General features: G+C 72.7%; 18 protein-coding genes. 13 read left to right on the top strand and 5 right to left on the bottom strand.

All coding sequences use genetic code 11. The features are described 5' to 3' along the window. Positions 1–8: 8 nt before the first annotated feature. The 4 genes from I596_RS05140 to I596_RS05125 form a co-directional block, all read right to left on the bottom strand. Positions 9–1,316, bottom strand: coding sequence for an ABC transporter permease (locus I596_RS05140; protein ID WP_067645117.1), 1,308 nt, complete (start codon positions 1,314–1,316; stop codon positions 9–11). A 13-nt stretch (positions 1,317–1,329) separates the two neighbouring features. Next, a complete protein-coding gene (locus tag I596_RS05135) occupies positions 1,330–2,493 on the bottom strand; it encodes an ABC transporter permease (RefSeq protein WP_067645114.1) in 1,164 nt (387 codons plus the stop codon). A gap of 85 nt (positions 2,494–2,578) precedes the next feature. Next, complete coding sequence (locus I596_RS05130) at positions 2,579–3,268, bottom strand: ABC transporter ATP-binding protein (RefSeq protein WP_067645112.1); 690 nt, start codon at positions 3,266–3,268, stop codon at positions 2,579–2,581. An 83-nt stretch (positions 3,269–3,351) separates the two neighbouring features. Continuing rightward, complete coding sequence (locus tag I596_RS05125; protein ID WP_067645109.1) at positions 3,352–4,581, bottom strand: efflux RND transporter periplasmic adaptor subunit; 1,230 nt, start codon at positions 4,579–4,581, stop codon at positions 3,352–3,354. 99 nt (positions 4,582–4,680) lie between these two features. Between I596_RS05125 and I596_RS05120 the strand changes: the two genes are divergently transcribed. The 6 genes from I596_RS05120 (at position 4,681) to I596_RS05095 (ending at position 13,416) form a co-directional block, all read left to right on the top strand. Next, on the top strand, positions 4,681–5,106 hold the full coding sequence (locus I596_RS05120; RefSeq protein ID WP_067645106.1) for a hypothetical protein: 426 nt from the start codon (positions 4,681–4,683) through the stop codon (positions 5,104–5,106). Positions 5,107–5,331: 225 nt separating this feature from the next. Then, complete coding sequence (locus I596_RS05115; RefSeq protein WP_067645103.1) at positions 5,332–7,314, top strand: reprolysin-like metallopeptidase; 1,983 nt, start codon at positions 5,332–5,334, stop codon at positions 7,312–7,314. Between the two features lie 67 nt (positions 7,315–7,381). Continuing rightward, complete coding sequence (locus I596_RS18690; protein ID WP_190278991.1) at positions 7,382–7,549, top strand: hypothetical protein; 168 nt, start codon at positions 7,382–7,384, stop codon at positions 7,547–7,549. 299 nt (positions 7,550–7,848) lie between these two features. Next, positions 7,849–9,261, top strand: coding sequence for a TolC family protein (locus I596_RS05105; protein ID WP_150132023.1), 1,413 nt, complete (start codon positions 7,849–7,851; stop codon positions 9,259–9,261). Continuing rightward, positions 9,258–10,202 carry a hypothetical protein gene (locus I596_RS05100; protein ID WP_067645094.1) on the top strand — a complete coding sequence of 315 codons (945 nt, stop codon included), beginning with the start codon at positions 9,258–9,260 and terminating at the stop codon, positions 10,200–10,202. The genes I596_RS05105 and I596_RS05100 overlap by 4 nt, the downstream gene beginning before the upstream one ends. Positions 10,203–10,209: 7 nt before the next feature. Further along, positions 10,210–13,416 (top strand): efflux RND transporter permease subunit, encoded by a 3,207-nt coding sequence (locus I596_RS05095; RefSeq protein ID WP_067645090.1) that lies wholly within the window; start codon positions 10,210–10,212, stop codon positions 13,414–13,416. Here I596_RS05095 and I596_RS05090 read toward each other — a convergent pair. Beyond that, positions 13,359–15,017 carry a hypothetical protein gene (locus I596_RS05090; RefSeq protein ID WP_067645087.1) on the bottom strand — a complete coding sequence of 553 codons (1,659 nt, stop codon included), beginning with the start codon at positions 15,015–15,017 and terminating at the stop codon, positions 13,359–13,361. The genes I596_RS05095 and I596_RS05090 overlap by 58 nt on opposite strands. A gap of 287 nt (positions 15,018–15,304) precedes the next feature. Between I596_RS05090 and I596_RS05085 the strand changes: the two genes are divergently transcribed. The 7 genes from I596_RS05085 (at position 15,305) to mscL (ending at position 25,280) form a co-directional block, all read left to right on the top strand. Further along, on the top strand, positions 15,305–18,019 hold the full coding sequence (locus tag I596_RS05085) for a protein kinase domain-containing protein (RefSeq protein ID WP_067645084.1): 2,715 nt from the start codon (positions 15,305–15,307) through the stop codon (positions 18,017–18,019). A 112-nt stretch (positions 18,020–18,131) separates the two neighbouring features. Continuing rightward, positions 18,132–18,818, top strand: a complete 687-nt coding sequence (locus tag I596_RS05080) for a fumarylacetoacetate hydrolase family protein (RefSeq protein ID WP_067645082.1) — start codon at positions 18,132–18,134, stop codon at positions 18,816–18,818. Positions 18,819–18,856: 38 nt separating this feature from the next. Next, positions 18,857–19,207: a hypothetical protein gene (locus tag I596_RS05075; protein WP_067645079.1), complete on the top strand. Its 351-nt coding sequence runs from the start codon at positions 18,857–18,859 to the stop codon at positions 19,205–19,207. A 55-nt stretch (positions 19,208–19,262) separates the two neighbouring features. After that, entirely contained in the window at positions 19,263–20,528 is a 1,266-nt protein-coding gene (locus I596_RS05070) for a TolC family protein (protein ID WP_067645076.1), read from the top strand. Continuing rightward, positions 20,528–21,538: an efflux RND transporter periplasmic adaptor subunit gene (locus tag I596_RS05065; RefSeq protein ID WP_067645073.1), complete on the top strand. Its 1,011-nt coding sequence runs from the start codon at positions 20,528–20,530 to the stop codon at positions 21,536–21,538. Before I596_RS05070 ends, I596_RS05065 begins: the two co-directional genes overlap by 1 nt. Positions 21,539–21,573: 35 nt before the next feature. Further along, positions 21,574–24,801, top strand: coding sequence for an efflux RND transporter permease subunit (locus tag I596_RS05060; RefSeq protein ID WP_067645070.1), 3,228 nt, complete (start codon positions 21,574–21,576; stop codon positions 24,799–24,801). Positions 24,802–24,860: 59 nt separating this feature from the next. After that, complete coding sequence (gene mscL / locus I596_RS05055) at positions 24,861–25,280, top strand: large-conductance mechanosensitive channel protein MscL (protein ID WP_067645066.1); 420 nt, start codon at positions 24,861–24,863, stop codon at positions 25,278–25,280. Positions 25,281–25,379 lie beyond the last annotated feature (99 nt).

Here is a 25,379-nt window from a genome sequence, read left to right as displayed (position 1 = left end):
CGGACACGTCACGACTCCCGCAACGCCGTCGTCACCGGCAGCCGCGCCGCGCGCAGGGCCGGCAGCAGGCCGCCGATGAAGCCGATCGCGAGCGCCCATTTCACGCCGGTCCACAGCAGCGCCGGCGAGACGCTGAAGCGGAACACCACCTGGCTGAAGTTGGCGCCGAGGGTGGACACGGTGTAGTTGTCGAAGATCAGCCAGGCGATGCCGGCGCCGAGCAGGCCGCCGAGCAAGGCCAGCAGCATCGTCTCGAGCATGACCGAGACCAGCACCGGCGGCGAGCGGAAACCGATCGCGCGCAGCGTGGCGATCTCGCGCGCCCGCGTCTGGACGGCGGCGTACATCGTGTTGAGCGCGCCGAAGATCGCGCCGATCGCCATGATGGTCGCGATCGTGATGCCGATGATGCGGATGACCTTGGTGAGGTCCTCGGACTGCGCGGTGTAGTAGTCGAGCGTGGTCTTGGCGTCGAGCTTCAGGCGCGGGTCGGCGGCGATGGCGGCCTTGAACGTGTCGAGGGCGTCCGGCGCGGTCAGCCGGACGGTGGCGGACTGGTAGCCGCCGCGGCGGTAGGCGGAGGACACGGTCTCGACGTCGCCGAGCAGTTCGGATTCGTGCGCGTCGCCGGATTCGAACACGCCGACGATCGTCCACTGCTGGTTGTTGAGGTTGATCGTCGCGCCGGGTTCCAGCCCGGCGAACTGCGCGCGCGCGCCCTGGCCGACGACCATCTCGCGCAGGCCCGGCGTGAACGCGCGGCCCTCGACGATCTTGATGTTGGGCCGCAGCGCCCAGGCCTGCGGGCCGACGCCGCGGACCTCGACATTGGCGTCGGTGCCGGTGGACTTCTTCGGCAGGTTGGCGACGACGACCAGCTCGGGCGAGACGATCGGCTTGCCTTCGGCGTCGCGCAGGATGCCGGGCATCTGCGCGATCAGGGTGGCGTCCTCGCGCGAGACGCCGGAGCTGAGCTCGGCGGTGGCGCCGCCGCGCAGGACGATGGCGGTCTGGGTGTCGCCGGTACTTCGCAGGGTCTTCTGCAGGCCATCGCCCATCGCCAGCAGCGCGACCAGCACGCCGACGACGCCGGCGATACCGACGACGATGACGGAGGAGGCGCCCAGCCGCTGGCCGAGCGTGGAGATGCCGACCCAGGTCACCGAGGCGGCCTGGCGGCCGCCGCGCGTGAAGGCCATCCACAGCAGCAGCAGGACGAACAACGCCCCGAGCAACCAGCCCGGCAGCATGATCCAGGCCGCCAGCGAGACCACGACCAGGAGAAACGAAACGAGTCCGCGCAAGAACGATTTCATGGCATGTCTCTCCTCAGCGTCCGGCCAGTGCGTCGACGATCTTGAGCCGCATCGCGCGCAGGGCCGGCAGGGCGCCGACCAGCACGCCGATGACGACCATCACCACCAGCCCGATCAGCCAGGTGGTCGCGCCGACCGGCGGCAGTTGCATCATGCCGCCGCTGGCGGCGCCGACGGCCGGCATCAGCACGGCGGCCAGGCCCAGGCCCAGCACGCCGCCGAGCACGATCAGCAGCACCGCCTCGCCGAACACCAGGCCGAGCACGGTGCGGTCGGAGAAGCCGATCGTCTTGAGCGTCGCCAGTTCCGGGATGCGCTCGCGCACGGCCTGCGCCATCGTGTTGCCGGTCAGCAGCAGCAGCGTGAAGAACACCGCGCCCATGATCGCGCTGACGATCAGGCCGATGTCGCCCATCTGCTTGGCGAAGGACAGGTTGAACGCCTGCTCGGTCTGGGTCTTGGTCTCGTGATCGGAGTTGGCCGAGAGCGCGTCGATGGCCTTGGCGACCTGGTCGGACTGGTTGGGATCGGTCACCTGGATCGTGATCCAGCCGACATCGTGATCGTTGTAGGCGTTGGCCTCGTCGAAGTAGTCCCAGCGGAACAGCAGCTGCTGCTCGATGCCGCGCAGCTTCTCCTCGCGCGCGCTGTAGATGCCGACCACGTCGAAGGTCCAGCTGGTGTCGCCGGTGGCCTTGTTGGGGTAGATCGCGCCGGTGACCGGCACCTTGTCGCCGACCTTCCAGTCGAAGCGCTTGGCCAACGTGGCACCGATCAGCGCACCGGTGCGCGTCTCCTCGAAGGCCTTGCGGTGCTCGGGCGAGACGACGTAGTCGGAGTAGACGTCGAAGAAGTTCGGGCCGATCGCGATGTTGAAGCCCTGGTTCTTCGGGTCCTTGTAGTAGCCGCCGAACCAGTTGGCCCAGGTGACGTTCTTGACGCCGGGCGTGGCCTGGATGCGCGGGACCAGGCTCTGCGGCAGGCCCTGGATGATCGAGAAGCGCGAGGCGACGATCATGCGGTCCACGCCCGCGGCCTCGCCGCCGGCGTTGAACGCGACCCGCACACCGTCGAGCAGGCCGAACAACAGGAACGCCGCAAGCACCGACAGCAGGGTCAGCATCGTGCGCGTCTTGCGGCGGAACAGTGCCGCCCAGATCAGATGCAGGTATTTCATGGCATGGAGTCCTCAACGGGAGGCCGGGCAGGCGTACGGGACGAACGGTGCGGCCGCGCGCGGGACGCGCGCCGGGCCGCCGCGTTCACGCCGGCACGCCGGACTCGACCAGGGTGCCCTTGTCCAGGTGCAGCGTGTGCGAGGCGTATTCGGCGGCCTTCGGATCGTGCGTGACCATGATGATCGTCTTGCCGTGCTGGCGGTTGAGCTGCTGCAGCAGGCCCAGCACGTCCTCGGCCGATTGGCGGTCGAGGTCGCCGGTGGGCTCGTCGCAGACCAGCAGCGTGGGGTCGGAAACGATCGCGCGGGCGATCGCCACGCGCTGCTGCTGGCCGCCCGACAGTTCGTTGGGCTTGTGGCTGGCGCGATCGGCCAGCCCCACCAGTTGCAGCGCGATCGACGCGTTGCGCTTGCGCTCGGCGGCCGACAGCTTGGTCAGCAGCAGCGGCACCTCCACGTTCTTCTGCGCGCTCAGCATCGGCAGCAGGTTGTAGAACTGGAAGATGAAGCCGACGTTGGCGGCGCGCCACTTGGCCAGCTGCCCGCCGCCGAGGCGGTCGATGCGCTGGCCGCCGACGCCGATGCTGCCGCCGCTGGGCGAGTCGAGGCCGCCGATCAGGTTCAGCAGGGTCGTCTTGCCGGAACCGGACGGCCCCATCAGTGCCAGGAAATCGCCCTTGGCGATGTCGAGGTTCACGTGATGCAGCACCTCGACCTTCTGCTTGCCGCGCTCGTAGACCTTGCTGACGTCGCGGATTTCGACCAGTGTGCTCATGCGCTTGCGCCTCTTCTCGGGCCGGCCGCTGGGCCGGAGGGATCCTTCCCGCAGGAAGGACGTCGGTGCCTACTTGTCCATGCCTACTTGGATTGGGTTTCCACGCGTGCGCCGTCGGCCAGCTCCGGCGATGGCGCGCGGACGATGCGCGTGGCCGCGGCCAGGCCTTCCACCAGCCGCAGATCGGCGTAGGCCTGGCCCGGGGTCACCGCCTGCGCGCGCACGCGCTCGCCGTCGATGACGTAGACCAGGTTGCGCCCGTCCCGCTGCACGATCGCGGTGGCCGGCACCAGCACGCCCTTGGGCGGCTGGGCCTGCGCGGTGGGTTTGGTCTCTTCCATGAACGAGACGCGCGTGCCCATGTCCGGCAGGATGCGCGGGTCCTTCTGCTCGAGCGCGACGCGCACCTTCACGGTGGCCTTGCCGCGATCGGCGGTCGGGATGATCGCGATGACGCGAGCCGGGATCGTCCAGTCCTGGTAAGCGTCCAGCACCGCCTGCGCCGGTGCGCCGGCGGCCACGCGGTTGATGTAGGACTCGTTGACGTCCACCTCGACCTCGAGCGAGTCCATGTCCACGATCGTGCCGATGCCGGTGCGCGTGAAGCCGCCGCCGGCCGACAGCGGCGAGACGATCTCGCCGACCTGGGCCGCCTTGGCGATGACGACACCGCCGAACGGCGCGCGCACGGTGGTGTAGTCCAGCTGCACCTGGGCGCTGCGCAGCTGCGCCTGGGCCAGGTCCGTATAACGCTGCTGTGCCAGCAGTTGCGCGGCGAGCGTCTCGGTGTGCGTCTGCGCGGTCTCCACGGCCTGCTGCGAGACCAGCTTGCGGCCGACCAGGTCCTGCTGGCGCTTCAGGTCGCGTCGCGCCTGCGCCAGTTCGGCCTGGTACTGGCCGACCTGGGCGCGCGCCTGCGCCAGTTGCGCCTGCGCCTGGCCCAGGCCCGCCTGCTGGGCGGTGTCCTCCAGGCGCGCGAGCACCTGGCCGGCCTCGACCCGCTCGCCTTCCTCGATCAGCACCTCGGTCAGGGTGCCGGTGATCTGCGCCGAGACCGTCGCCTGGCGGCGCGCGGTGACGTAGCCGGTCGCCTGCAGCACCGCGGTCGCGCCGCTGCCGGCCGCCGCCGGCGCCACGGCCACCGCCGATTCGACGACCACCGGCTTGGCCTGCGTCAGGAACCACCAGGCACCGCCACCGGCGGCCAGCAGCAGCACGGCCACGGCGGCGACGATCCATGGCGTGCGCGAGGCGGTCTCCGGCGTGCTGCGATCGATGCGCAACTGGCTCAGCAGTTCGTTCTTGTTGTCCATTGCCCCTTCCACGGCCCCAGTCGGGCGGCGAGTCTGCCATAGACTGTCGGTTGCGCCGACGTGCCGCAAGGCACCTCTTTCATGCCCGCGAGGTGATGCATGTCAGGTCCTCCGACGGCCGGCTATTCCGGCAAGCCCCTGTGGCAGAAACTGGGCCTGGCACCGGGCCTGCGCGTGCACCTGCGCGGCTTTCCGCCCGCCGGGTACCCGGCCCTGACCGGCCTGGCGGCGGCGGACCTGAACCTGGTCGGCCCGCGGGCGGCGTTCGACCTGGCGCATGTCTTCGCGACGCGCGCCGCGGCGCTGGCCCAGGCCCTGGCGGCGCTCGATCCGCGCCTGCCGCCGGCGGGCACCCTCTGGGTGTCCTGGCCCAAGCGCAGCGCCGGCACCGATACCGACATCACCGAGGACACGATCCGCACGCTCGCGCTGCCGCTGGGCCTGGTCGACGTCAAGGTCTGCGCGGTGGACGCGCTCTGGTCCGGCCTCAAGCTGGTGCGCCGCAAGGCGCTGCGGCCACGCTGAGACCCGTACGCGGCTTCCCTGCTGCAATTCGAAGCAAGGCCCGCGCTCGCCGGGCCGTGGCCGGACGATGAACGGCCAGCGAGCCGCCGCGATGACCGCACCGGCACGGCGGCTGGACGTTCCGGCGCCAGCTTCCAGCGCGTTGGTCATCCGTCTGGCGGCGAGGCAGTGCCCATGGCAGGACGCCATGGCAAGGTGCCTCACCTCCTCCTGCGGAACCGGCCCATGACACTGCGCGCGCACTCCCACTACCGGCGGGCCTGGTTGGTCCTCGCGCTCGTGCTGTGCGGATCGGCGGCCGCCGCCGATCCGGCCTATTGGCAGGACACCGCCGCCCGCTCGCCGCTGATCGAGGGCACCGCGCCCGATCGGCTGCGGACGATCCGGCTGGACTGGCCGTCGCTGCGCAGCAGCCTCGGCGCATCCGCGGCCGGCACCCGCATCGCGCTGCCGGCGCCGGACGGCGGCTATGCCGAATTCGCCCTGGCCGATTCCGGGACGCTGCCCGCGGCGCTGGCCGCCCGCTACCCGCAGATCCGCAGCTACGTCGGCACCGCGGCCGACGGCACGCAGGCGCGCATCGACCTCTCGCCGATCGGGCTGAACGCGATGGTGTTCGCGCGCGACGGCCTGTGGATCGTGCGGCCCGAGACCTTCGGCGAAGGCCCGCACTATCTTTCGTTCCACCGCAGCGCGCTGACGCGACCGGATGCGTTCCGCTGCAGTGTCGAGGACGCCGATGCCGCCATGCCGCTGGCGATCGACCTGCCGGCCGGCGGCCCGGTGCCGACCGGCGCCACGCGGCGCGACTATCGCCTGGCGGTGGCCGCGAACCGGCCTTACGTGGCGGCGATCGCCGGCGCGAATCCGCCGACGGTGGCGGCCGGCCTGGCAGCCGTCACCGTCGCGATCAACCGCATCAACCAGGTGTACGAGCGTGACTTCTCGATCCACCTGACCCTGGTGCCTGACAACGACCGGATCATCTACACCGATGCCGCGACCGACCCCTACACCAACGGTGACGGGGCCATCGACCAGAACACCGCCAATCTCGACGCGGTGATCGGCAGCGCCAACTACGACCTGGGCCACGTGTTCACCACGCGCAGCGGCGTCGCCGGCCTGGGCGTGATCTGCACGTCCGACAAGGGCGCCGGCACCACCGGGCTGTCCGCCTCGCGCCTGCAGAGCGATGCGTTCTACATCGACTACGTCGCCCACGAAATCGGCCACCAGCTCGGCGGCCGGCATTCGTTCAACAGCACGGTCTCCAATTGCGGTCCCCCCAACCGCTCCGCCGGCAGCGCCTACGAGCCCGGCAGCGGCTCGACCATCATGGCCTATGCGGGCATCTGCGGCGCCGCCAACCTCCAGCCCAATTCCGACCCCTACTTCCATGCGCGGAGCCTGGAGGAAATCACCTTGCGCACCGGCAGCGCCGCGATCAGCGCCTGCGGCGCACCGGTGGCCAATCCCTCTGCGCCGCCGGTGGTGCCGGCGCTGACGGGTCGGACGATCCCGGCGCGTACGCCGTACGCGCTGAGCGGCAGTGCGTTCGGCGCCGCCGCCGGCGCCCAGCTGACCTATGCCTGGGAGCAGTACGACCTGGGCCCGGCCAACAATGCGCTGGAGACCGACCCCGGCAGCGGGCCGATCCAGCGCTCGTTCGAGCCGACGGCTTCGCCGACGCGCTACCTGCCGCGCCTGGCGACCCTGCTCGGTGACGGCCCCGCCTTCGGCGAGATCCTTCCCGCGACCACCCGCACGCTCACCTACCGGCTGACCGTGCGCGACAACCTCGCCGCCGGCGGATCGACCGGTGGCAACGAACTGAGCCTCAGCGTGATCGACACCGGCCGGCCGTTCGCCGTGACCGAGCCGACGGCGGCGACGACCTGGCAGTTCACGGGTACGCCCGCTCCGCAGACGGTGCTGTGGGACACCGCCGCCACCGAGGCCCCGCCGATCGCCTGCGCCAGCGTCGACATCGACCTGGTCGTGGCGAACGAGACCGACCTGGTGCCGGTCGCCGTGCTCGCCCGGGCGGCGCCCAACACCGGCTCGGCAGTGATCGAGGTGCCGAATGTCGACCGGTCCGCGGCGCGTGTGCGCGTGCGCTGCGCGGACAACGTATTCTTCAACCTCAGCCCGGCGTTCGCCGTTGCCGGCATCGATGCGCTGTTCGCCGATGGATTCGGTGACTGAGCCGCGCAAGCCGATCCACCGCCACCGGACCCGCCATGCCTCGACCCGCGCCGTGCCGGTGCTACCGATGAAACGCTCCCAGGGCCTGGCGGCCGTGGGACTGGCCTTCCTCGCCGCCGCGGTCGCGTTCTCGGCGGCGGCCCTGCTGGCCCGGCAACCGGCGTTCTTCGGCGTGGCGATCGCCTTCGTCGCCCTCGGCATGGTGTTCGTCGGCCAGGTACGGTCCGGCCGCTGACCGCGCGTGGCGGGGCGCGTCCCGTTCCACCGCGTCCCGGCGTGACGGCTCGCCGTGCCGGCGAGTTCCGGCTGCGCGGACCTGCGGCGCAGTCATCGCGCGGCCCGATCGGCACCGGCAAGGCATGGACATTCCGCGACGCACAGGGAAAACTTCCCGAAACGCGGCCCCGGCCGCGCTTCGACTAGCGGATCGGGAAGGCACGTATCTTCCTGGCCCTTGGGGAGGGAGATCGCGTGAGCCCGGTGGGTCGCCAGGGTCGACTTCAGGCGCTTGATTTGCTGCGCCGCAGCATCGCCATGCGCGGTAACGGCAGGGTGGCGCTCGCGGCCCTGATCGCCGCGGCGCTGCTGGCCGGCGGCTGCGTGCGCTACGTCGCCCGGCCGCTGCCGCCGGCCCAGAGCCTGGCCAGCTTCGAAGCGCGCCGGCCCGACGATGCTGCGCTGCGCGAGCGGATCGCCGCGGTGTTTCCCGCGCTCGCCGGCGACTGGCCACCGGCACGCTGGGACCGCGCGCAGTTGTTCGCCCTGGCGGCCGCCGCCAACCCCGAGCTTGCCGTCGTGCGTGCCGAATACGATGCGGCACGCGCCGAGCAGGCCGTCGCCGGCCTGCCGGCCGATCCGGACCTGTCGTTGCAGACCGAGTACGCGCGGCGCGAGCAGCGGCCGTGGCTGTACGGCCTGGGCCTGGACATCCCGCTGCGAACAGCCGGGCAGCGCCAGCTGGACCGCGCGATCGCCGGATCGGCGGTCGAGGCCGCCCGCGCCAATCTGCTGGAGCAGGCCTGGCAGGTGCGCCACCGGCTGGTCGCGGCCCTGTCGGCGATCGAGGCGCGCCAGCGCGAACAGGCCCTGCTGGCCGCGCTCGAACGCCTGCAGCGCCAGCGCGGCGACCATGTCGCGCGCCGCGTCGCCGCCGGCGAGGACGACGCCGGAGAACAGTTGATCGCGCGCGAGGCGCAGCTGCGTGCGGCGGCGGCCCGCAGCGAGGCGGCGACCGCGCTGGCCGCCGACCGGGCCGCGCTGGCGCAGGCCCTCGGCCTGCCGCTGGCCGCGGCCGCTGCGCTCGCCACCGACTGGCCCGACTGGGGACGGCCGCCGCCGGTCGACGCGGCCGTGCTGGCCGGGCGCCGCGAGCAGGCCCTGCTGGCCCGCGCCGATCTCGGCGCCGCGATCGCCGTCTACAGCGGTACCGAGCGGCAGCTGCAGCGCGCCGTCGCACGCCAGTATCCGCAGGTGGTGCTGTCGCCCGGCTACGTCTGGGACCACGGCATCGTCAAGCTGCCGTTCGCGCTCGGCCTGCACCTGCCGGTGTTCGATCGCAATCGCGGCGAGATCGCCGAGGCCGAGGGCGCGCGAGCACTGGCCGGCACCCGCCTGCTGGCGCTGCAGGCCCGGATCCACGGCCAGATCGACGCCGCGCGGGACGCCGAGGCGGGGGCCGCGGCCGGCCTCGCCGCAGCCGAGCGGCGCGCTGCCGACGCCCGCGAACAGCACGAACGCGCCCGCCGTGCGCTCGACCGCGGCGCGATCGATCGCGGCGAGGCCCTGGCCGCCGAGATCCTGGCCACCGAGACCGCCCTGGACCTGCTGCACCGGCAGGCCGACCTGCAGGCGGCGCGGCTGGCGCTGGAGGATGCTCTGCATGCGCCGCTGTCCGGGCCGGAACTGGCGCTGTCACCCGCCGTCGAGGATTCCGAGGAGAGCCGATGAACGTCCCATCGCCTGCCCGCTGGCTGCCGTGGCTGTGGCTGCTCGCGGCGCTCCCGCTCCCGCTGCCGGCCGCCGCCGACGATGACGATCCGGCCGGGCCCGGCCTGACACTGACGGCGGCGCAGCAGGCGGCGATCGGCATCGAGGTTGCCACCCCGGTGGCCGCCACGCCCACGCCACGCCTCGCCGCGATCGGCCGGGTGCTCGATGCGGCGCTGCCGATCACCGACTTCGCCGCCCTGGACGCCGACCGGGCCACGGCCCGGGCCGGCCGCCAGGAGCGCGACCGCCTGCGCGGCCTGCACGCGGACGGCGCCGCGGCCGCGCTGCGGCGTGTCGAGGCGGCCGACGCAGAGGCCGCGCAGGCGCAAGCCGCGCTCGATGCGGCATCGGCACGGCTGGCCGCGCAGTGGGGGCCGCTGGCGGCGATGGCCGACGGCGACCGCCAGGCGCTGCTGCAGCGCCTGCGCAGCGGCCAGGCCGCCTTGCTGCGGGTGGACCTGCCCGGCCGACAGAGCCTGCCGGACCTGCCCGGGCGTGCCGAGGTCTCGATCGACGGCATCGCCTTTGCCGCGAACGTGCTCGGTCCGCTGCGTGCGGGCAGCGCCGCGCCGGCGGCGCTGCTGGAACTGCCGGCGGCGCCGGCCGGCCTCGCTGCCGGCGTACGCCTTGCGGTAGCGCTGGAGGGCGAGGCCGTGGCCGGGTTCATCGTGCCGGGCACCGCGCTCCTGCACGACGCGCAAGGCGCCCATGTCTACTGCCAGGTCGCCACGGCCGCGGCGGCACCGGCGACCTATGCGCGCCGCGACGTCACGCTGCTGATGCCGGCCGGCAGCGGCTGGCTGGTGCGCGGCCTCGACGCCGACGACCGGGTGGTCGTGCGCGGCGTCGGCCTGCTCTGGTCGATGCAGGCCGGCGCGGCACCGGACGACGACGACTGACGCCGCCATGCTGGCCGCCATCGTCCGCGCTTCGCTCGCCCATCCGCGCATCGTCACCGCGCTGGCCGCCCTGGTGACGCTGGCCGGGGCGTTCGCACTGGCCGGCGCACGCTTCGACGTGTTCCCGGATTTCGCGCCGCCCTTCGTCGTCGTCCAGATCGAGGCGCCGGGCCTGTCCGCGCTCCAGGTCGAGGCGCGCGTGACGCGGCCGGTCGAGAGCCTGCTGGCCGGCACCGAGAACGTCGAGCGCATCCGCTCGACGTCCAGCCAGGGACTGGCGGCGATCCGCGTGATCTTCCACCGCGGCAGCGACCCGCACCGCCAGCGCCAGGCGGTGATCGAGCGCCTCTCGGAGGCGGCCGGCCTGCTGCCCGACGGCGTACGCGCGCCGCAGCTCTCGCCGCTCAGCTCGTCGATGGAGTACCTGCTGCATTTCGGCTACACCAGCGACACGCTGGACCCGCTCGCCCTGCGCGACATCGTGCAGTGGTCGATCAAGCCGCAGATCCTCGGCGTACCGGGCGTGGCCCAGGTCCAGCTGTTCGGCGGCCAGGCACGCGAGCGCCGCGTGGAAGTCGATCCGCTGCGGCTGGCCGCGGCCGGGCTCGGGCTGGACGCGGTGATCGACGCGATCGCGGCGGCGACCGGCCAGGCGGGCGGCGGCTATGTGGAGACCGCGATCCAGCGCCTGGTCGTGCAGGTGGCACCGCCGGCCGCCGAAGCCTCGGCGCTGGCGGCGGCGCTGGTGGACGTGACCGACGGCGTGCCGCGGCGCCTGGCCGACGTCGCCACCGTGACCGACGGTGCGCAGCCGCTGTTCGGCGACGCGACCATCGCCGGCAAGCCCGGCATCCTGGTGGAGACCTCCTCGCAGTTCGGCGCCAACACGCTGGAGGCCACGCGCGCGCTGGAGGCGCGGCTGGACGCGCTGGCGCCGGCATTGGCCGCGCAGGGCGTGGACTACCACCCGGCCCTGCTGCGCCCGGCCAGCTTCGTCGAGAACGCGATCGACACGATGCGCCGCTCGCTCGCCATCGGCGCGGCGCTGGTGGTCGCGCTGCTGCTGGTGATGCTGCGCGACTGGCGCGGCGCGCTGATCTCCTTCAGCGCGATCCCGCTGGCGCTGCTGGCGGCGGTCTGGCTGCTGTCCGCGTTCGGCTTCAGCCTCAACACGATGACGCTCGGCGGCCTGGTCGTCGCGCTCGGCGTGGTCGTGGACGACGCGGTGATCGACGTGGAGAACGTCCTGCGCCGGCGCCGCGAAGCGCCGGCCGGCACGGACCTGGACAGGCTGTTCGCCGCGGCTTCGCTGGAGGTGCGGCGGCCGGTGTTCTTCGCCACCGCCGCGGTCGCCGTCGCCTTCGTGCCGATCCTCTCGATGAGCGGGCTGCAGGGCGCGTTCTTCAGGCCGCTGTCGATCGCGTTCCTGCTCGCGGTCGGGCTGTCGCTGATCGTCGCGCTGGCGGTGACACCGGCACTCTGCGCGGTGTTCATGCGCGACCACGCACCGAAACCGGAGGCGGCCTTCCTGCAGCGCTGCAGGGCCGTGCAGCGGCGCGCGATCGGGCGACTGGCCGTGCGTCCGCGCCTATTGGTCGCGCTGCTGGTCGTGACCGGCGTGGCCGGCACCGCGCTGCTGCCGCTGTTCGGCGCACGGCTGCTGCCGGACTTCCGCGAGACCTACCTGATCGCGCACAGCAGCCTGCGGCCCGGCATCGCGATCGCCGAAACCGCGCGCGTGGGCCGCGAGGTCTCGCAGCGGCTGATGGCGATCGACGGCGTGCGCAGCGTGGCCCAGCAGATCGGCCGCGCCGAGAACGGCCAGGACACCGACACCCCGAACGAGAGCGAGTTCGAGATCCGCATCGCGCCGACCGCCGCGCGCCGCCTGGAAGCGATCGAGGCGGACATCCGCGCCGTGTTCGACAGCTATCCGAACCAGGCCTCGGAGGTCTATTCGGTCCTGGCCGAGCGCATCGGCGAGACCCTGACCGGCGAAGGCGCACCGTTCTCCGTCAGCGTGTTCGGCAGCGACCTGGACGAGAACGACCGGGTCGCCACCGCCATCGCCGCGGCGGTGCAGGCCCTGCCCGGTGCCGACGGCGTGCGGCTGGTGGTGCCACCGCGTGAGCCGCAGCTGCAGGTGGACCTCGATCCGCAGGCGCTGCTGCTGCACGGGCTGGCGGCGACCGACGTGCTGCGCACTATCGAGGCGGCCTTCCACGGCACCGTCGCGGCGGAAATGACGCTGACCGACCGCAGCCTGCCGGTGGTGGTGCGCATCGCCGGCACCGACGACGGGCCGGATGCGCTGCGCCGGCTGCCGTTGCGCGGTCGCGACGGCGCCCTGGTCGCGCTGGCCGATGTCGCCGCCATCGCCATCGTCGACGGGCGCAGCGTGCTCGATCACGAGGATGGCCTGCGCCGGCAGACCGTGGTGGCGACGCCGGACCTGGCCGACCAGGTCGGCTTCGCCGAGCGGGCCCGGCAGGCGATCGCGGCACAGGTGGTGCTGCCGCCGGGCGTATACCTGCGCTACGGCGGCAGCGCGCAGGCACAGCGGGCGGCCGCGCGCGAGCTGATGATCTACTCGGCATTCGCGTTCGTCGTCGTGATCGTCCTGCTGGCGCTGGCCTACGGCCGCGCGCGCCATGTCGCGCTCACCCTGGCGGCGCTGCCGAGCACCTTCATCGGTGGCGTCGCGGCACTCTGGCTGACCGGCGGCACGCTGACGCTCGGCGCGATGGTCGGCTTCGTCGCGCTGTTCGGCATGGCGGCGCGCAATACGATCCTGCTGGTGTCGCACTACGACCACCTGGTCCAGGTCGAGGGCGCACCGTGGAACCTCGACACGGCGCTGCGCGGCGCCGCCGAGCGCCTGACGCCGGTCCTGCTGACGGCCCTGCTGACCGCCCTGGCGCTGCTGCCGGTGGCCCTGCAGAGCGGCGAGGCGGGCCACGAGATCGAGGGCCCGATGGCGATCGTCCTGCTCGGCGGCCTGGCGTCCTCGACCCTGGTCAGCCTGCTGCTGATCCCCCGCTGGCGGCACGCTGGCTGCGGATGGCACCGGCGGCCTGACGCCCGCCGCACCGGCACCCGCCCCGAAGCGACGCCTGGGCCGTCCCTGGCCCGGGCGCCCTGCCCACCGCCGTGGGATCAGTCGAAGCCTTCGGCCAGGAGCGACTCGGCGCGCCCGGCAAAGCCGCGGACGTAGGCCTGGGCGCTCGTGGGAACGCCCGTGACGAACACGCGGACCACCACCGTACCGTTGCCGCTGGCCCAGCCGTCCTCGCCGAGGTTCTCCGGACTGGTCAGGTCGAACTCCGAAATCCCGGTCACCGCGCGCTCGACCAGGCCGGCGCTCGTGGGCACCTTGACCAGGTCGCCGACACCGAGCTCGCGCACGGGCGCCGCACCGGAACGCAGGCGCCAGACGCCGCGCTCGGTGGGGTTGCCGACCTCGGCCAGCAGCAGCACCTCGCCACTGTCGAGGATCGCCGTGCGATGGAACGTCCGCCACGGCCGGCCCGGCGCCGCCGCATAGGCGCCGGTATCGCCGATGATCGCGAGCGGCTCGGGCGAGGCGCCCGGCGCCAGCCGCCACAGGCCGGTGATCGAGGTCGTGCCGGCCAGCGGCTTGATCGTGGTGCGCAGCAGGCCGTAACGGCCGGCCGCGGCAAGCTCGGCGGGAGCACTGGTGGAATTGAACACGTAGCCGGTGTAGCCCGGCCCGTAGGCACCCTCGGTATTGATGAGGTACACCGGCGTGTTGTGGCCGTCGGCGTGCAGGAAACCGCCGCTGGTCGACCCCGCCGGCGAGGTCACCGCGCCCCAGAAGTAGAACGCGCCCGCGTGCGCGGGCCGGACCGCGGCGAATTCGCTGAACATGAACGAAGTGTCGCTCATCCCCGGCCCGAGGCTGCCCGTCACCGCTGTGCGCGCGAATACTTGCGGAGCGCCGCGACAGAGGGCGAAAATCCCGCGCCCGTTCGTTCCGTTTTCCCGCACACCGGACACGACATAGACTTCGCCGCGGGCACCGACCACCGGCGCGCCGATCAGATAGCTGCCGCCGTTGTCGTAGAACACCGCCGAACCGAAGCCGGGCGAGTAGGCCGGATCGGTCGAATCCTCCAGCAAGCACCCGCGATTGCCCACCCCTGCCTCATGCATGATCACCGCCCGAAGCGAGCCGGTCACGGTCGCGTCGAACAGCACGCGCTGGCCCGGCAGCGCGCGTGCGCGCGGGAACGCGGTGGTGGTGGTGGGTCCCAGGTAGGTGAACGCGACGCCGGGACCGAAGCCCGGGCCGAGCGTGCCTTCCGTGTTCAGCCGCGCGATCTCGGTATTGCTCGCGCCGTTCCAGAGCCAGACGCCGTAGGTCGCCGCATCGGTGGGCTGGGTCGGCTCGCCGGCGCGGGCGCCGAACACGCGGTGCGCCTGGCCGCTGGCGTCCTGCTTCTGGTACAGCACGCGGAACACGTGGCCGGCCTCGGCGCCGGCGCGGCCGGGGCCGAGGGCACCGGTGGCCATGTTCTCGGCGAACGGCATCAGCACGCCGCTGCGCTCGGCCCACAGCGCGTACGGATTGCTGCTGCCGGCATCGCGCGCGAAGCCGAGGGCACCGTTGCCGGCGTTGGCCAGCGAGACCCACTCCAGGTCGAATGCGGTCGCCGAGGGCAGCAGCGACGGCAGGACCAAGCCCGAGTCGCTGTCGGCGACCACCACGCGCCAGTCGGGCGCGGCCGTCGCCGCCAGGGAACTGAAGGCCAGCGCGCAGGCGACTGCGAGGCGGGACAAGGTTGCGCGGGTCATCAGGGCGTCTCCGATTCCGTAGAAAGTGGGGATCACGCGGCGGCCGGCGACCGTGGCCGGCTGACGACCGGCGGCGATCCACGGCAGGCGAATGGCGGCGGCAGTCTAGGCAGCGCGCCGATCGGAGTCGGCACGGAACGGCACCGGTGCGGTAACGGAGCGGTAACGCTGTCGGCGCGCAGGCGCCGGCGCACTGGCGATCGAACGATCAATCGGAAAAAGTGCGACACGCACCGGGTCGTGGGGAATCCGCAGGCGTCGTCCGGAAACCAGAGGTTGGAAGAACGATGAAGGACACCCCGTCCCCACGGGAACAAACCTATCGGTACCGCTTCGGCACCGCCACGTTCGACGAGACCAGCTTCGAGCTGCGGGTCGCCGGCCTGCGCGTGGACGTGGAGCGGCGCGCGCTGGACGTGCTGGCCTGCCTGCTGCGGCACGCCGGCGAAGTGGTGACCAAGGAGGAGCTGTTCGCCCAGGTCTGGGCCGGCCGTATCACCGTCGAGAAAGTGCTGCCGAACGCGATCAACAAGCTGCGGCGCGCACTCGGCGAGGCCAATGCCGAGCTGCTGGTGACCCAGCCGCGCATCGGCTACCGCCTGACCGGCGTGGTCGAGCGCATCGTGATCGGCCGCACGCTGCCCAACCCGCTGGCGCTGCGCACCGGCCAGCCGGTGCCGGGGCGCGAGAACTTCATCCTGCAACGCCAGCTGGGCGGGCGCACCGACAGCGAGGTCTGGCTGGCCGAGCACGCACGCACGCACGAACGGCGCGTCTACAAGTTCGCCGTCGGCGACGACCGCCTCAAGGCGCTCAAGCGCGAGGCCACGCTGTCGCGCGTGCTGCAGGAAAGCCTCGAGGACCGGCGCCACTTCGTCGACCTGATCGACTGGAACTTCGAGACCGCACCGTTCTTCCTCGAATGCGCCTACGGCGGCGAAAGCCTGCAGGCCTGGGCCGAGGCCGGGCTGCCGGCGACCGCACCTCCCGCACGCCTGGCGCTGTTCCTGCAGATCGCCGATGCGGTGGCCGCCGCGCATGCGGTCGGCGTGCTGCACAAGGACCTCAAGCCCGCCAACGTGCTGATTGCGGCCGGCGACGCCGCGCCGCTGATCCGGCTGACCGACTTCGGCAGCGGCGGCATGCTCGACCCCGACCGGCTGGAAGAACTGGGCATCACCCGCTTCGGCCTGTCGGCCACGCAGAACCTCGCCGCCGACGCGTCCACCGGCACGCCGATCTACATGGCGCCGGAAGTGTTCTCCGGCCACGCGCCGACCGCGCAGAACGACGTGTTCGCGCTCGGCGTCATGCTGTACCAGCTGCTGGCCGGCAACCTGAACAAGCCGATGGCGTCCGGCTGGGAGCAGGACATCGCCGATCCGCTGCTGTGCGAGGACATCGCCCTGGCGACCGACGGCGATCCGGCGCGCCGCCTCAGCAGCGCTGCGGAACTGGCCATGCGGCTGCGCACGCTGGACCAGCGCCGCGACCAGGCCCGGCGCGCGGGCGAAGCGGACGACCAGGCCCGGCGCGCGCGCGAGGCGCTCGCCCGCAGCCGTGCGCGGCGGCCGTACCTGTTGGCGCTGGTGGCGGTGCTGGTGGCCGGCGTGATCGCCAGTCTCGGCCTGTACCAGGCGGCAGTGCGGGCGCGCAACCAGGCCGAGCGCGAGCTGGCCTCGGCGGTGGCGATCAACCGCTTCCTCAACGAGGACCTCATCAGCCGCTCCAACCCGCTGGTCGCCGCCAAGGGGCAGAACGCGTCGCTGGAGGACGTGCTGCTGGGCGCGCGCGACCGCGTCGCCGGCCGCTTCGCCGAACAGCCGCTGATCGAAGCCTCGATCCGCACCAGCATGAGTTCGCTGTTCAACACCGTCGAGCGGCTGCCCGATGCCGAAGCCGAGGCGCGGCGCGCGCTGGCGCTGTACGAACAGGAGGAAGGCGCCGCCAGCCTCAACGCGCTGAAGGCGCGCGGCCTGCTGATCCGCCTGCTCACGCGCACGGCCAAGTTCGACGAATGCCTGCGCGAGCTGGAAACGCTCGACCGGCTGGTGGCCGGATCGGACGAGGCCTATGCGCCGTACCTCAAGGCCTATGCCTGGGGCGTCTACCACATGAACCGCGGCGACTACGCCAAGGCCCTGCCCGAGTACCGCAAGGCGATTCCGGAACTGACCGAGCTGGAACCGGGCAACCTCATCGTGCGCGACTCGCTGCGCATGGACCTCGTCGGCGCACTGACCCAGACCGGCCAGACCGCCGAGGCACGGCGCGAAGGCGAGGCGCTGATCGCCGAGATCGCCGCGCGCGGCGACGACAACGGACTGACGAGCGCCTTCGCGCGGGCGGCGGTGGCACGCACCTTTACGCTCGAGGGCGACTACGACACCGCGCAGGTGCAGTTGCTCGACGCGCAGAAGACCATCGTGGCCCTGCTCGGCGCCGGCCATACGCGCAACCTCATGGTGCTGAGCGACCTGTTCGACATCGCCGTGCGGCGGCGCGACTGGCCGCGGGCGCTGGACTATGCGCAACGCGTCTACGAGGGATTCCGCGGCAAGTTCGGCGACGACCACAACGTCAGCGACATCGCGCTGGCCAACTGGAGCCAGGCGCTCTACGAGAGCGGCGATGCGCGTGGTGCCGAGGCACGACTGGAGCCGGCCTATCGCCGGCTGGTCGCGCGGCTTTCGGCACGCAATCCGCAGGCCCAGGTCGCCGGCTTCTGGCTGGCGGCGGCGCAGATCGAGACCGGCCATTTCGATGCGGCCGACCAGGTCCTCGCCACGCTGGCGCCCGAGGCGCTGGAGGCCGGCGGCAGCGACGGCCTGTGGGGCTTCCGGCTGGATGCGCTGCGCGGCCTGCTGGCCGCCGGCCGCGGCCAGCGCGATGCAGCAGCCACGCTGCTGCGCCCGGCGATCGACGGCATCGCGGCACGCGATGCGCCGCCGAGCCGCGTCTTCGAATCGGCGCGCCAGGCGCTCGACGACGGCCGACGCTGACACCGGTGGCGCCGGGCGGCACGGAGCGCCGCCGGCCGCGTCCCGGCACCGCCAGGCTTCCGTGCCGCCGGCAGGCGCTCCACAATCGCGGCTTTCCCGCGAGCCTGCCCCGATGACCTACGTCGTTCCCGCCCCGCCGATTCCCAGCCTTGCCGTCGTCGGCGAGACCGCGCGCTTTCCGGTGCACCGCATCTACTGCATCGGCCGCAACTACGCCGAGCACGCGCGCGAGATGGGCGCGACCGCCGACCGCTCGCAGCCGGTGTTCTTCTCCAAGCCGGCGGACGCGATCGTCGCCGACGGCGCGGACGTGCCGTACCCGCCCGCCACCGGCGACCTGCACCACGAGGTCGAGCTGGTGGTCGCGCTGGCGTCGGGCGGACGCGACATCGCCGTGGCCGATGCGCCGGCCTGCATCTACGGCTACGGCGTCGGCCTGGACCTGACGCGCCGCGACCTGCAGGCCCGCGCCAAGGCCGGCGGCCTGCCCTGGGACGTCGGCAAGGGCTTCGACCATTCCGCGCCGGTCTCGGCGCTGCGCCGGGCCGGCGAGACCGGGCATCCGGCCGGCGGCGCGCTGACGCTGCACGTCAACGGCGTCCTGCGCCAGCGCGGCGACATCGCCGAGATGGTGTTCACCGTCGCCGAGGTCATCCACGAGCTGTCACGGCTCTACACGCTGCAGGCCGGCGACCTGATCTTCACCGGCACGCCGGCCGGCGTGGCGGCGCTGGTGCGCGGCGACACGTTCCGCGCCGCGTTCGCCGACGTCGCCATACTGGAAGGGCGCATCGTGTGATTGTGTAGCGCGCCGGGTCACCGCTAGGCTGCGCGCCCATGCTGGCCGTCTCCCGCCATCGCCGCCCGCGCGCCATCCTCGTGATGGCGCTGGTCGCGCTGTGCATCCTGCTGCGGCCGCTGCTCGCCATCGCCTGCGACCTGCACGATGCCGCGCATGGCGCGACGCAGCCGCAGATCGAGGCGGTCGCCGGCAGCACCACCGGCGAGGAGAACCCGTCCGACCTCGTGCTGCATGCGCTGCATTGCTGCCTGCACACGATCGCCCTGCCGGCGGCGCTGCCCGCCGTGGCGCCCCCGGTACCGGCCCTCGGCATTCCGCCGCTGCGGCCGCTGCGCCTCGCCGACCGCCAGCCGGCCGATCCCCTGCGTCCTCCGATCAGCGCCTGAGCGCCGCCGCGACCGCTTCGGCGGTCGTGCCCGTTCAACTTTTCGGAGACGATCGATGGTGCGTTATTGGGCGGCCTGGGCCGCCATGCTGTGCGTGGCCGCCTGGCCACCGGGGGCGTCCGCCCGTGATTCGGCGCCGCTGACCCTGGAACAGGCCTTCACGCTGACCCTGGAGCGCCACCCCGCGCTCGAACGCCTGCCGCTGGCACGCGTCGCCCGGACCGCCGCCCGTGACGAGGCCGCGCAGAAGCCGCCGCTGACGGCCGGCGCCACGCTCGAGAACGTGCTCGGCAGCGGCGACACCGCCGGCTTCGGCGCGGCCGAGCTCAGCCTCAGCCTGTCGTCGGTGATCGAGCGCGGCGACAAGCGCGAGGCGCGCGTCGCCGTGGCCCAGGGCCGCCTGGACGCCCTGGCGAACGAGACCCGGGCGACACGCCTGGACCTGCTGGCCGAGGTCGCCCGGCGCTACCTGGACGCGCTGGCGATCCAGGCCGCCGAGGCCGCCGCCACGGACCTGGTCGACCAGCGCACGCGGACCGCCGCCGCCGCGGCGCGCCGCGTGAGCGCCGGCGCCTCGCCGCGCCCGGTGCAGCTCGCCGCCGAAGCGGCACTGGCGCGGGCCACGCTCGAACGCGAGCTGCTGCAGACCCAGGGCGCCGCGGCGCGCCGCCGCCTGGCCGCCACCTGGGGCGAGCGCGATCCGGGCTTCGAGCGGCTTGCCGGCGACCTGCTGGCGCTGCCGGCCGTGCCGGCCTTCGAGGCGCTGACCGCCCTGCTCGACCGCAGCCCGGAACTGCGCCGCTTCGCCGACGAACGGCGCCTGAGCGAAGCGCGGCTGCAGCTCGCGCGCAGCGCCGGCAGCGCCGACCTCGCCTGGGACGTCGGCGTGCGCCGCCTGCAGGCGACCGGCGACACCGCGCTGATCGCCGGACTGTCGCTGCCGCTCGGCAGCCGCACGCGGGCCCGTCCGGGCATCGTCGCCGCCGAAGCGGAACTGGCCGACCTGGAGCTGGAGCGCGAGTCCGAGGCGATCGGCCTCTACGCGACGCTGGCCGAGGCACACGGCCGGCTGCTGGCCGACCGCCAGGCGGTGAGCCGTGCCGACACGGACGTGCTGCCGCGCCTGGTCCGGGCCGAGGAAGAAGCCGGGCGCAGCTATCGCGCCGGCGCGCTCTCGTACCTGGAGTGGGCGCAGCTGCAAGCCGACCTGCTCGCCGCCCGGCGCGACCAGATCACCGCCGCGCGCGATTTCCACCGCGCCCTGATCGAGATCCAGCGGCTGACCGGCGACGCCTTCGCCGCCGACGAGGAGACCCCCTGATGAACCTGCATCCTGCGATCCTGGCCGCCGTGCTGCTGATGCTGGCCGCCTGCGGCCGCGCCGGCGAAGACGCCGCCCGCCAGCCCACCCCGCCGTCCGCCGCCGCCGGGAAGGCCGGCGCTGCCGATGCTCATGACGGCCACGACGACCACGGCAGCGAGGACGGCGAAGCGGGCCACACCCATGACGAGGACGAGGGCCAGACGACCATCGCCGCCGCCATCGCCGAGGCCGCCGGCATCCGCACCGCGGCGGCCGGCCCCGGCGTGATCCGCGACGAGCACGAGGTGCAGGGCATCGTCACGCCGGTGGAAGGCCGCCACGCACGCGTGGTCGCGCGCTTCCCCGGACCGGTCCGTGCGGTCCGCGCCGGCGTCGGCGACCGGGTCCGCCGCGGCCAGGCGCTGGCCGTCGTCGAGAGCAACATCAGCCTGTCCGACTACACCGTCAGCGCACCGTTCGACGGCACCATCCTGTCGCGCAACGTTGCCGTCGGCGACCTCGCCGGCGAGGCGCCGCTGTTCGAGATCGCCGACCTGTCCTCCCTCTGGGTGGACCTGCACCTGTTCGGCCGCGATGCGCAGCACATCACCGACGGACTGCCGGTCGAGGTGATCCGGCTGACCGACGGCCACGTCGCGGCGACGGCGCTGGACCGGATCCTGCCGTCCACGGCGACGGCGAGCCAGAGCACGGTCGCGCGCGCGCGCATCGACAATGCCGACGGGCAGTGGCGCCCCGGCGCGGCGGTGCGGGCGCGCGTCAGCGTGTCCGAGCGCAGCGTGCCGCTGGCGGTGCCGCTCGGCGCGCTGCAGAAGACCGGCGGCCGCGACGTGGTCTACGTCCGCGACGGCGAACGCTACCGCGAGCGCCCGGTGCGCCTGGGCGAACGCGACGGCCGCCGCGTGGAAGTGCTCGACGGCCTCGCCGCCGGCGATGCGGTGGTGGTCGAGCAGAGCTACCTGGTCAAGGCCGACATCGGCAAGGCGGGCGCCGGCCATGAGCATTGACGCGCGCACACCGGCCACCGCCGCGGGAGGTCCCCATGCTTGAGACCCTGATCCGCTTCGCGATCCGCCGGCGCTGGCTGATGCTGGTGCTGACGCTGGGCGTCGCGGCGCTCGGCGCCTGGAGCTTCACCAAGCTGCCGATCGACGCGGTGCCCGACATCACCAACGTGCAGGTCCAGATCAACACCGCGGCGCCCGGCTATTCGCCGCTGGAAGCCGAGCAGCGCGTCACCTTCCCGATCGAGACCGCGCTCGGCGGCCTGGCGCGGCTGGACCATACCCGCTCGCTGTCGCGCTACGGCCTGTCGCAGGTGACGGTGGTGTTCGAGGACGGCACCGACATCTGGTTCGCGCGCCAGCAGGTGGCCGAGCGGCTCCTGCAGGTGCGCGCGCAGCTGCCCGAGGGCATCGAGCCGGCGCTCGGGCCGGTCTCCACCGGCCTGGGCGAGATCTTCATGTACACCGTGGAGAGCACGCCGGGCGCGCGCAAGGACGACGGCAGCGAATGGACGCCGACCGACCTGCGCACGCTGCAGGACTGGGTGGTGCGGCCGCAGCTGCGTACGACGCCGGGCGTGACCGAGGTCAGCGCGATCGGCGGCTACGCGCGGCAGATCCACGTCACGCCGGACCCGGCCAAGCTGGTCGCCTACGGCTTCACGCTGGCCGACGTGGTCGCCGCGATCACGCGCAACAACCGCAACGTCAGCGCCGGCTACATCGAGCGCAACGGCCAGCAGTTCCTGGTGCGCGCGCCCGGCCAGGTGGCCGACGTCGCGGCGATCGGCGACATCGTGCTCGACCGCCGCGACGGCGTGCCGATCCACGTGCACGACATCGCCGAGGTCGGCGAAGGACCGGAGCTGCGCACCGGCGCGGCGCTGGAGGACGGCCGCGAGGTCGTGCTGGCCACGGTCTTCATGCTGATCGGCCAGAACAGCCGCGAGGTCGCGCAGGCGACCGCGGCGCGCCTGGCCGAGGTGCAGCGCAGCCTGCCCGAGGGCGTCATCGCGCGGCCGGTCTACGACCGCACCGCCCTGGTCGAGCGCACGATCGCGACGGTGGCGCGCAACCTGGTCGAGGGCGCACTGCTGGTGATCGTCGTGCTGTTCGCGCTGCTCGGCAACTTCCGCGCGGCGCTGATCACCGCCGCGGTGATCCCGCTGGCGATGCTGATGACGCTGACCGGCATGGTGCGCGGCGGCGTCTCCGGCAGCCTGATGAGCCTGGGCGCGCTCGACTTCGGGCTGATCGTCGACGGCGCGGTCATCATCATCGAGAACTGCCTGCGCCGCTTCGGCGAGGCGCAGCACCGCGCCGGGCGCCTGCTCGACCGCGAGGAACGCTTCGAGCTGGCCGCGACCGCCACCGCCGAGGTGATCCGGCCGAGCCTGTTCGGCCTGGCGATCATCGCCGCGGTCTACCTGCCGGTGTTCGCGCTGTCCGGCGTCGAGGGCAAGACCTTCCATCCGATGGCCTTCACCGTGGTGCTGGCGCTGACCGCGGCGATGCTGCTGTCGCTGACGTTCGTGCCGGCCGCGGTGGCGGTGTTCCTGGGCGGCCGCGTCGCCGAGAAGGAGAACCGGCTGGTCGCCGCCGTCCGCCGCGTCTACGCGCCGCTGCTGACCGGCGTGCTGCGCCTGCGCGTACCGGTGGTGGCCGCGGCGATGGTGCTGGTCGTGCTGGCGGGCCTGCTCGCCACGCGCCTGGGCTCGGAGTTCATTCCCAGCCTCGACGAGGGCGACATCGCGCTGCACGCCATGCGCATTCCCGGCACCAGCCTGGCGCAGTCGGTGGCGATGCAGCAGACGCTGGAAACGCGCATCCGTGCGTTTCCGCAGGTGGAGCGGGTGTTCTCGAAGATCGGCACCGCCGAGGTCGCCAACGACCCGATGCCGCCCTCGGTGGCCGATACCTTCATCATCCTCAAGGACCGCGCCGACTGGCCCGATCCGCGCCAGCCCAAGGGCGATCTGGTCGCGCAGATCGAACAGGCGGTGGAGGCGCTGCCCGGCAATGCCTACGAGTTCACGCAGCCGATCCAGATGCGCTTCAACGAGCTGATCTCCGGCGTGCGCAGCGACGTGGCGATCAAGGTCTACGGCGACGACCTCGACGCCCTGCTCGCGGTCGGCGCGCGCATCGAGAAGGTCGCCGCCAGCGTGGCCGGCGCCGCCGACGTCCGGCTCGAGCAGGCCAGCGGCCTGCCGCTGCTCTCGATCACGCCGGACCGTGCCGCGCTGGCGCGCTACGGCCTCAACCCCGAGGCGGTCCAGGACACGATCGGCACGGCGATCGGCGGCAGCGTGGCCGGGCAGCTGTTCGACGGCGACCGGCGCTTCGACATCGTCGTGCGCCTGCCCGAGGCGATCCGCGGCGACGTGGCGCGGCTGGCCGACCTGCCGATCCCGCTGGCCGGTGCCACCGCCGGCGACGAGCTCAGCCGCGCGGCCGACCAGCGCAGCGGTACGCCGGCCACGGTGCCGCTGCGCGAGGTCGCACGGATCGAGGAAAGCGAAGGCCCCAACCAGGTCAACCGCGAGAACGGCAAGCGCCGGATCGTCGTCAGCGCCAACGTGCGCGACCGCGATCTCGGCGGCTTCGTCACCGAGCTGCGCCAGCGGATCGGCGCGGAGGTGACGCTGCCGGCCGGCTACTGGATCGACTACGGCGGCACCTTCGAGCAGCTGCTGTCGGCGAGCCGGCGGCTGGCGCTGGTCGTCCCGCTCGCACTGCTGGCGATCGGCGGCCTGCTGTTCATGGCGCTCGGCTCGGCACGCGACGTCGCCGCCGTGTTCAGCGGCGTGCCGATGGCACTGACCGGCGGCGTCCTGGCGCTGTGGCTGCGCGGCATCCCGCTGTCGATCTCGGCCGGCATCGGCTTCATCGCACTGTCGGGCGTCGCCGTGCTCAACGGCCTGGTCATGATCGGCTTCATCCGCCGCCTGCGCGCCGACGGCGTGCCGCTCGACGCGGCGATCCGCGACGGTGCGCTGTCGCGGCTGCGGCCGGTGCTGATGACCGCGCTGGTGGCGTCGCTGGGCTTCGTGCCGATGGCGTTCAACGTCGGCGCCGGCGCCGAGGTGCAGCGTCCACTGGCGACCGTCGTCATCGGCGGCATCGTCTCCTCGACGCTGCTGACGCTGCTGGTGCTGCCGGCGCTGTACCGCCTGCTGCAGCGGCCTGCGGGCGCCCCCGGCAGCGGTGGCGGCCGGAACCGGCGCGCCGCCGCACCGGTATCGGGCCTGCCGGCAGCGGGGTAGAGTAGGCCCGCCGCCGCGGCGGCGGCAGTCTTCACTTCATCGACCGAGAGGGAAAGCCCATGAGCTTCTTCAGCGAATTCAAGACGTTTGCGATGCGCGGCAACGTGATCGACCTGGCCGTCGGTGTCGTCATCGGTGGCGCGTTCGGCAAGATCGTCTCGTCCCTGGTCGATCAGGTCATCATGCCGCCGATCGGCTACCTGATCGGCGGTGTCGACTTCTCGGCCTACAAGCTCGTGCTGGTGCAGGCCGCTGCCGACGGCAAGGGCGAAGTCGCGATCCAGTACGGCGCGTTCTTCAATACGCTGATCCAGTTCATCATCATCGCCTTCGCGATCTTCCTGGTCATCAAGGCGATCAATCGCCTCAGCCGCAAGCAGGAAGAAGCCCCGGCGGCGCCCCCCGCGGACGTCGTGCTGCTGACCGAGATCCGCGACCTGCTCAAGGCCGGCCAGCCGATCGGCAAGCCACTGCTCTGAGGCCCCGGCCGGAATACGAACTTCCCACGAGCGATCACCTGCAGCTGTCGGCTGTCGCTGTTGGCTGTGGCTGTGGCTTTCGCCTTTGCCGTTGGTCGC

The organism is Dokdonella koreensis DS-123 (assembly GCF_001632775.1).
Taxonomy (GTDB): Bacteria; Pseudomonadota; Gammaproteobacteria; order Xanthomonadales; family Rhodanobacteraceae; genus Dokdonella; species Dokdonella koreensis.
Note: the sequence above shows the minus strand (reverse complement) of the source record. Positions and strands in the feature narration are given on the sequence as shown.

Coding starts and splice junctions, on each gene's coding strand:
- I596_RS05140 (WP_067645117.1), bottom strand. CDS start 1,316: ATGAAATCGTTCTTGCGCGGACTCGTTTCGTTTCTCCTGGTCGTGGTC.
- I596_RS05135 (WP_067645114.1), bottom strand. CDS start 2,493: ATGAAATACCTGCATCTGATCTGGGCGGCACTGTTCCGCCGCAAGACG.
- I596_RS05130 (WP_067645112.1), bottom strand. CDS start 3,268: ATGAGCACACTGGTCGAAATCCGCGACGTCAGCAAGGTCTACGAGCGC.
- I596_RS05125 (WP_067645109.1), bottom strand. CDS start 4,581: ATGGACAACAAGAACGAACTGCTGAGCCAGTTGCGCATCGATCGCAGC.
- I596_RS05120 (WP_067645106.1), top strand. CDS start 4,681: ATGTCAGGTCCTCCGACGGCCGGCTATTCCGGCAAGCCCCTGTGGCAG.
- I596_RS05115 (WP_067645103.1), top strand. CDS start 5,332: ATGACACTGCGCGCGCACTCCCACTACCGGCGGGCCTGGTTGGTCCTC.
- I596_RS18690 (WP_190278991.1), top strand. CDS start 7,382: ATGAAACGCTCCCAGGGCCTGGCGGCCGTGGGACTGGCCTTCCTCGCC.
- I596_RS05105 (WP_150132023.1), top strand. CDS start 7,849: ATGCGCGGTAACGGCAGGGTGGCGCTCGCGGCCCTGATCGCCGCGGCG.
- I596_RS05100 (WP_067645094.1), top strand. CDS start 9,258: ATGAACGTCCCATCGCCTGCCCGCTGGCTGCCGTGGCTGTGGCTGCTC.
- I596_RS05095 (WP_067645090.1), top strand. CDS start 10,210: ATGCTGGCCGCCATCGTCCGCGCTTCGCTCGCCCATCCGCGCATCGTC.
- I596_RS05090 (WP_067645087.1), bottom strand. CDS start 15,017: ATGACCCGCGCAACCTTGTCCCGCCTCGCAGTCGCCTGCGCGCTGGCC.
- I596_RS05085 (WP_067645084.1), top strand. CDS start 15,305: ATGAAGGACACCCCGTCCCCACGGGAACAAACCTATCGGTACCGCTTC.
- I596_RS05080 (WP_067645082.1), top strand. CDS start 18,132: ATGACCTACGTCGTTCCCGCCCCGCCGATTCCCAGCCTTGCCGTCGTC.
- I596_RS05075 (WP_067645079.1), top strand. CDS start 18,857: ATGCTGGCCGTCTCCCGCCATCGCCGCCCGCGCGCCATCCTCGTGATG.
- I596_RS05070 (WP_067645076.1), top strand. CDS start 19,263: ATGGTGCGTTATTGGGCGGCCTGGGCCGCCATGCTGTGCGTGGCCGCC.
- I596_RS05065 (WP_067645073.1), top strand. CDS start 20,528: ATGAACCTGCATCCTGCGATCCTGGCCGCCGTGCTGCTGATGCTGGCC.
- I596_RS05060 (WP_067645070.1), top strand. CDS start 21,574: ATGCTTGAGACCCTGATCCGCTTCGCGATCCGCCGGCGCTGGCTGATG.
- mscL (WP_067645066.1), top strand. CDS start 24,861: ATGAGCTTCTTCAGCGAATTCAAGACGTTTGCGATGCGCGGCAACGTG.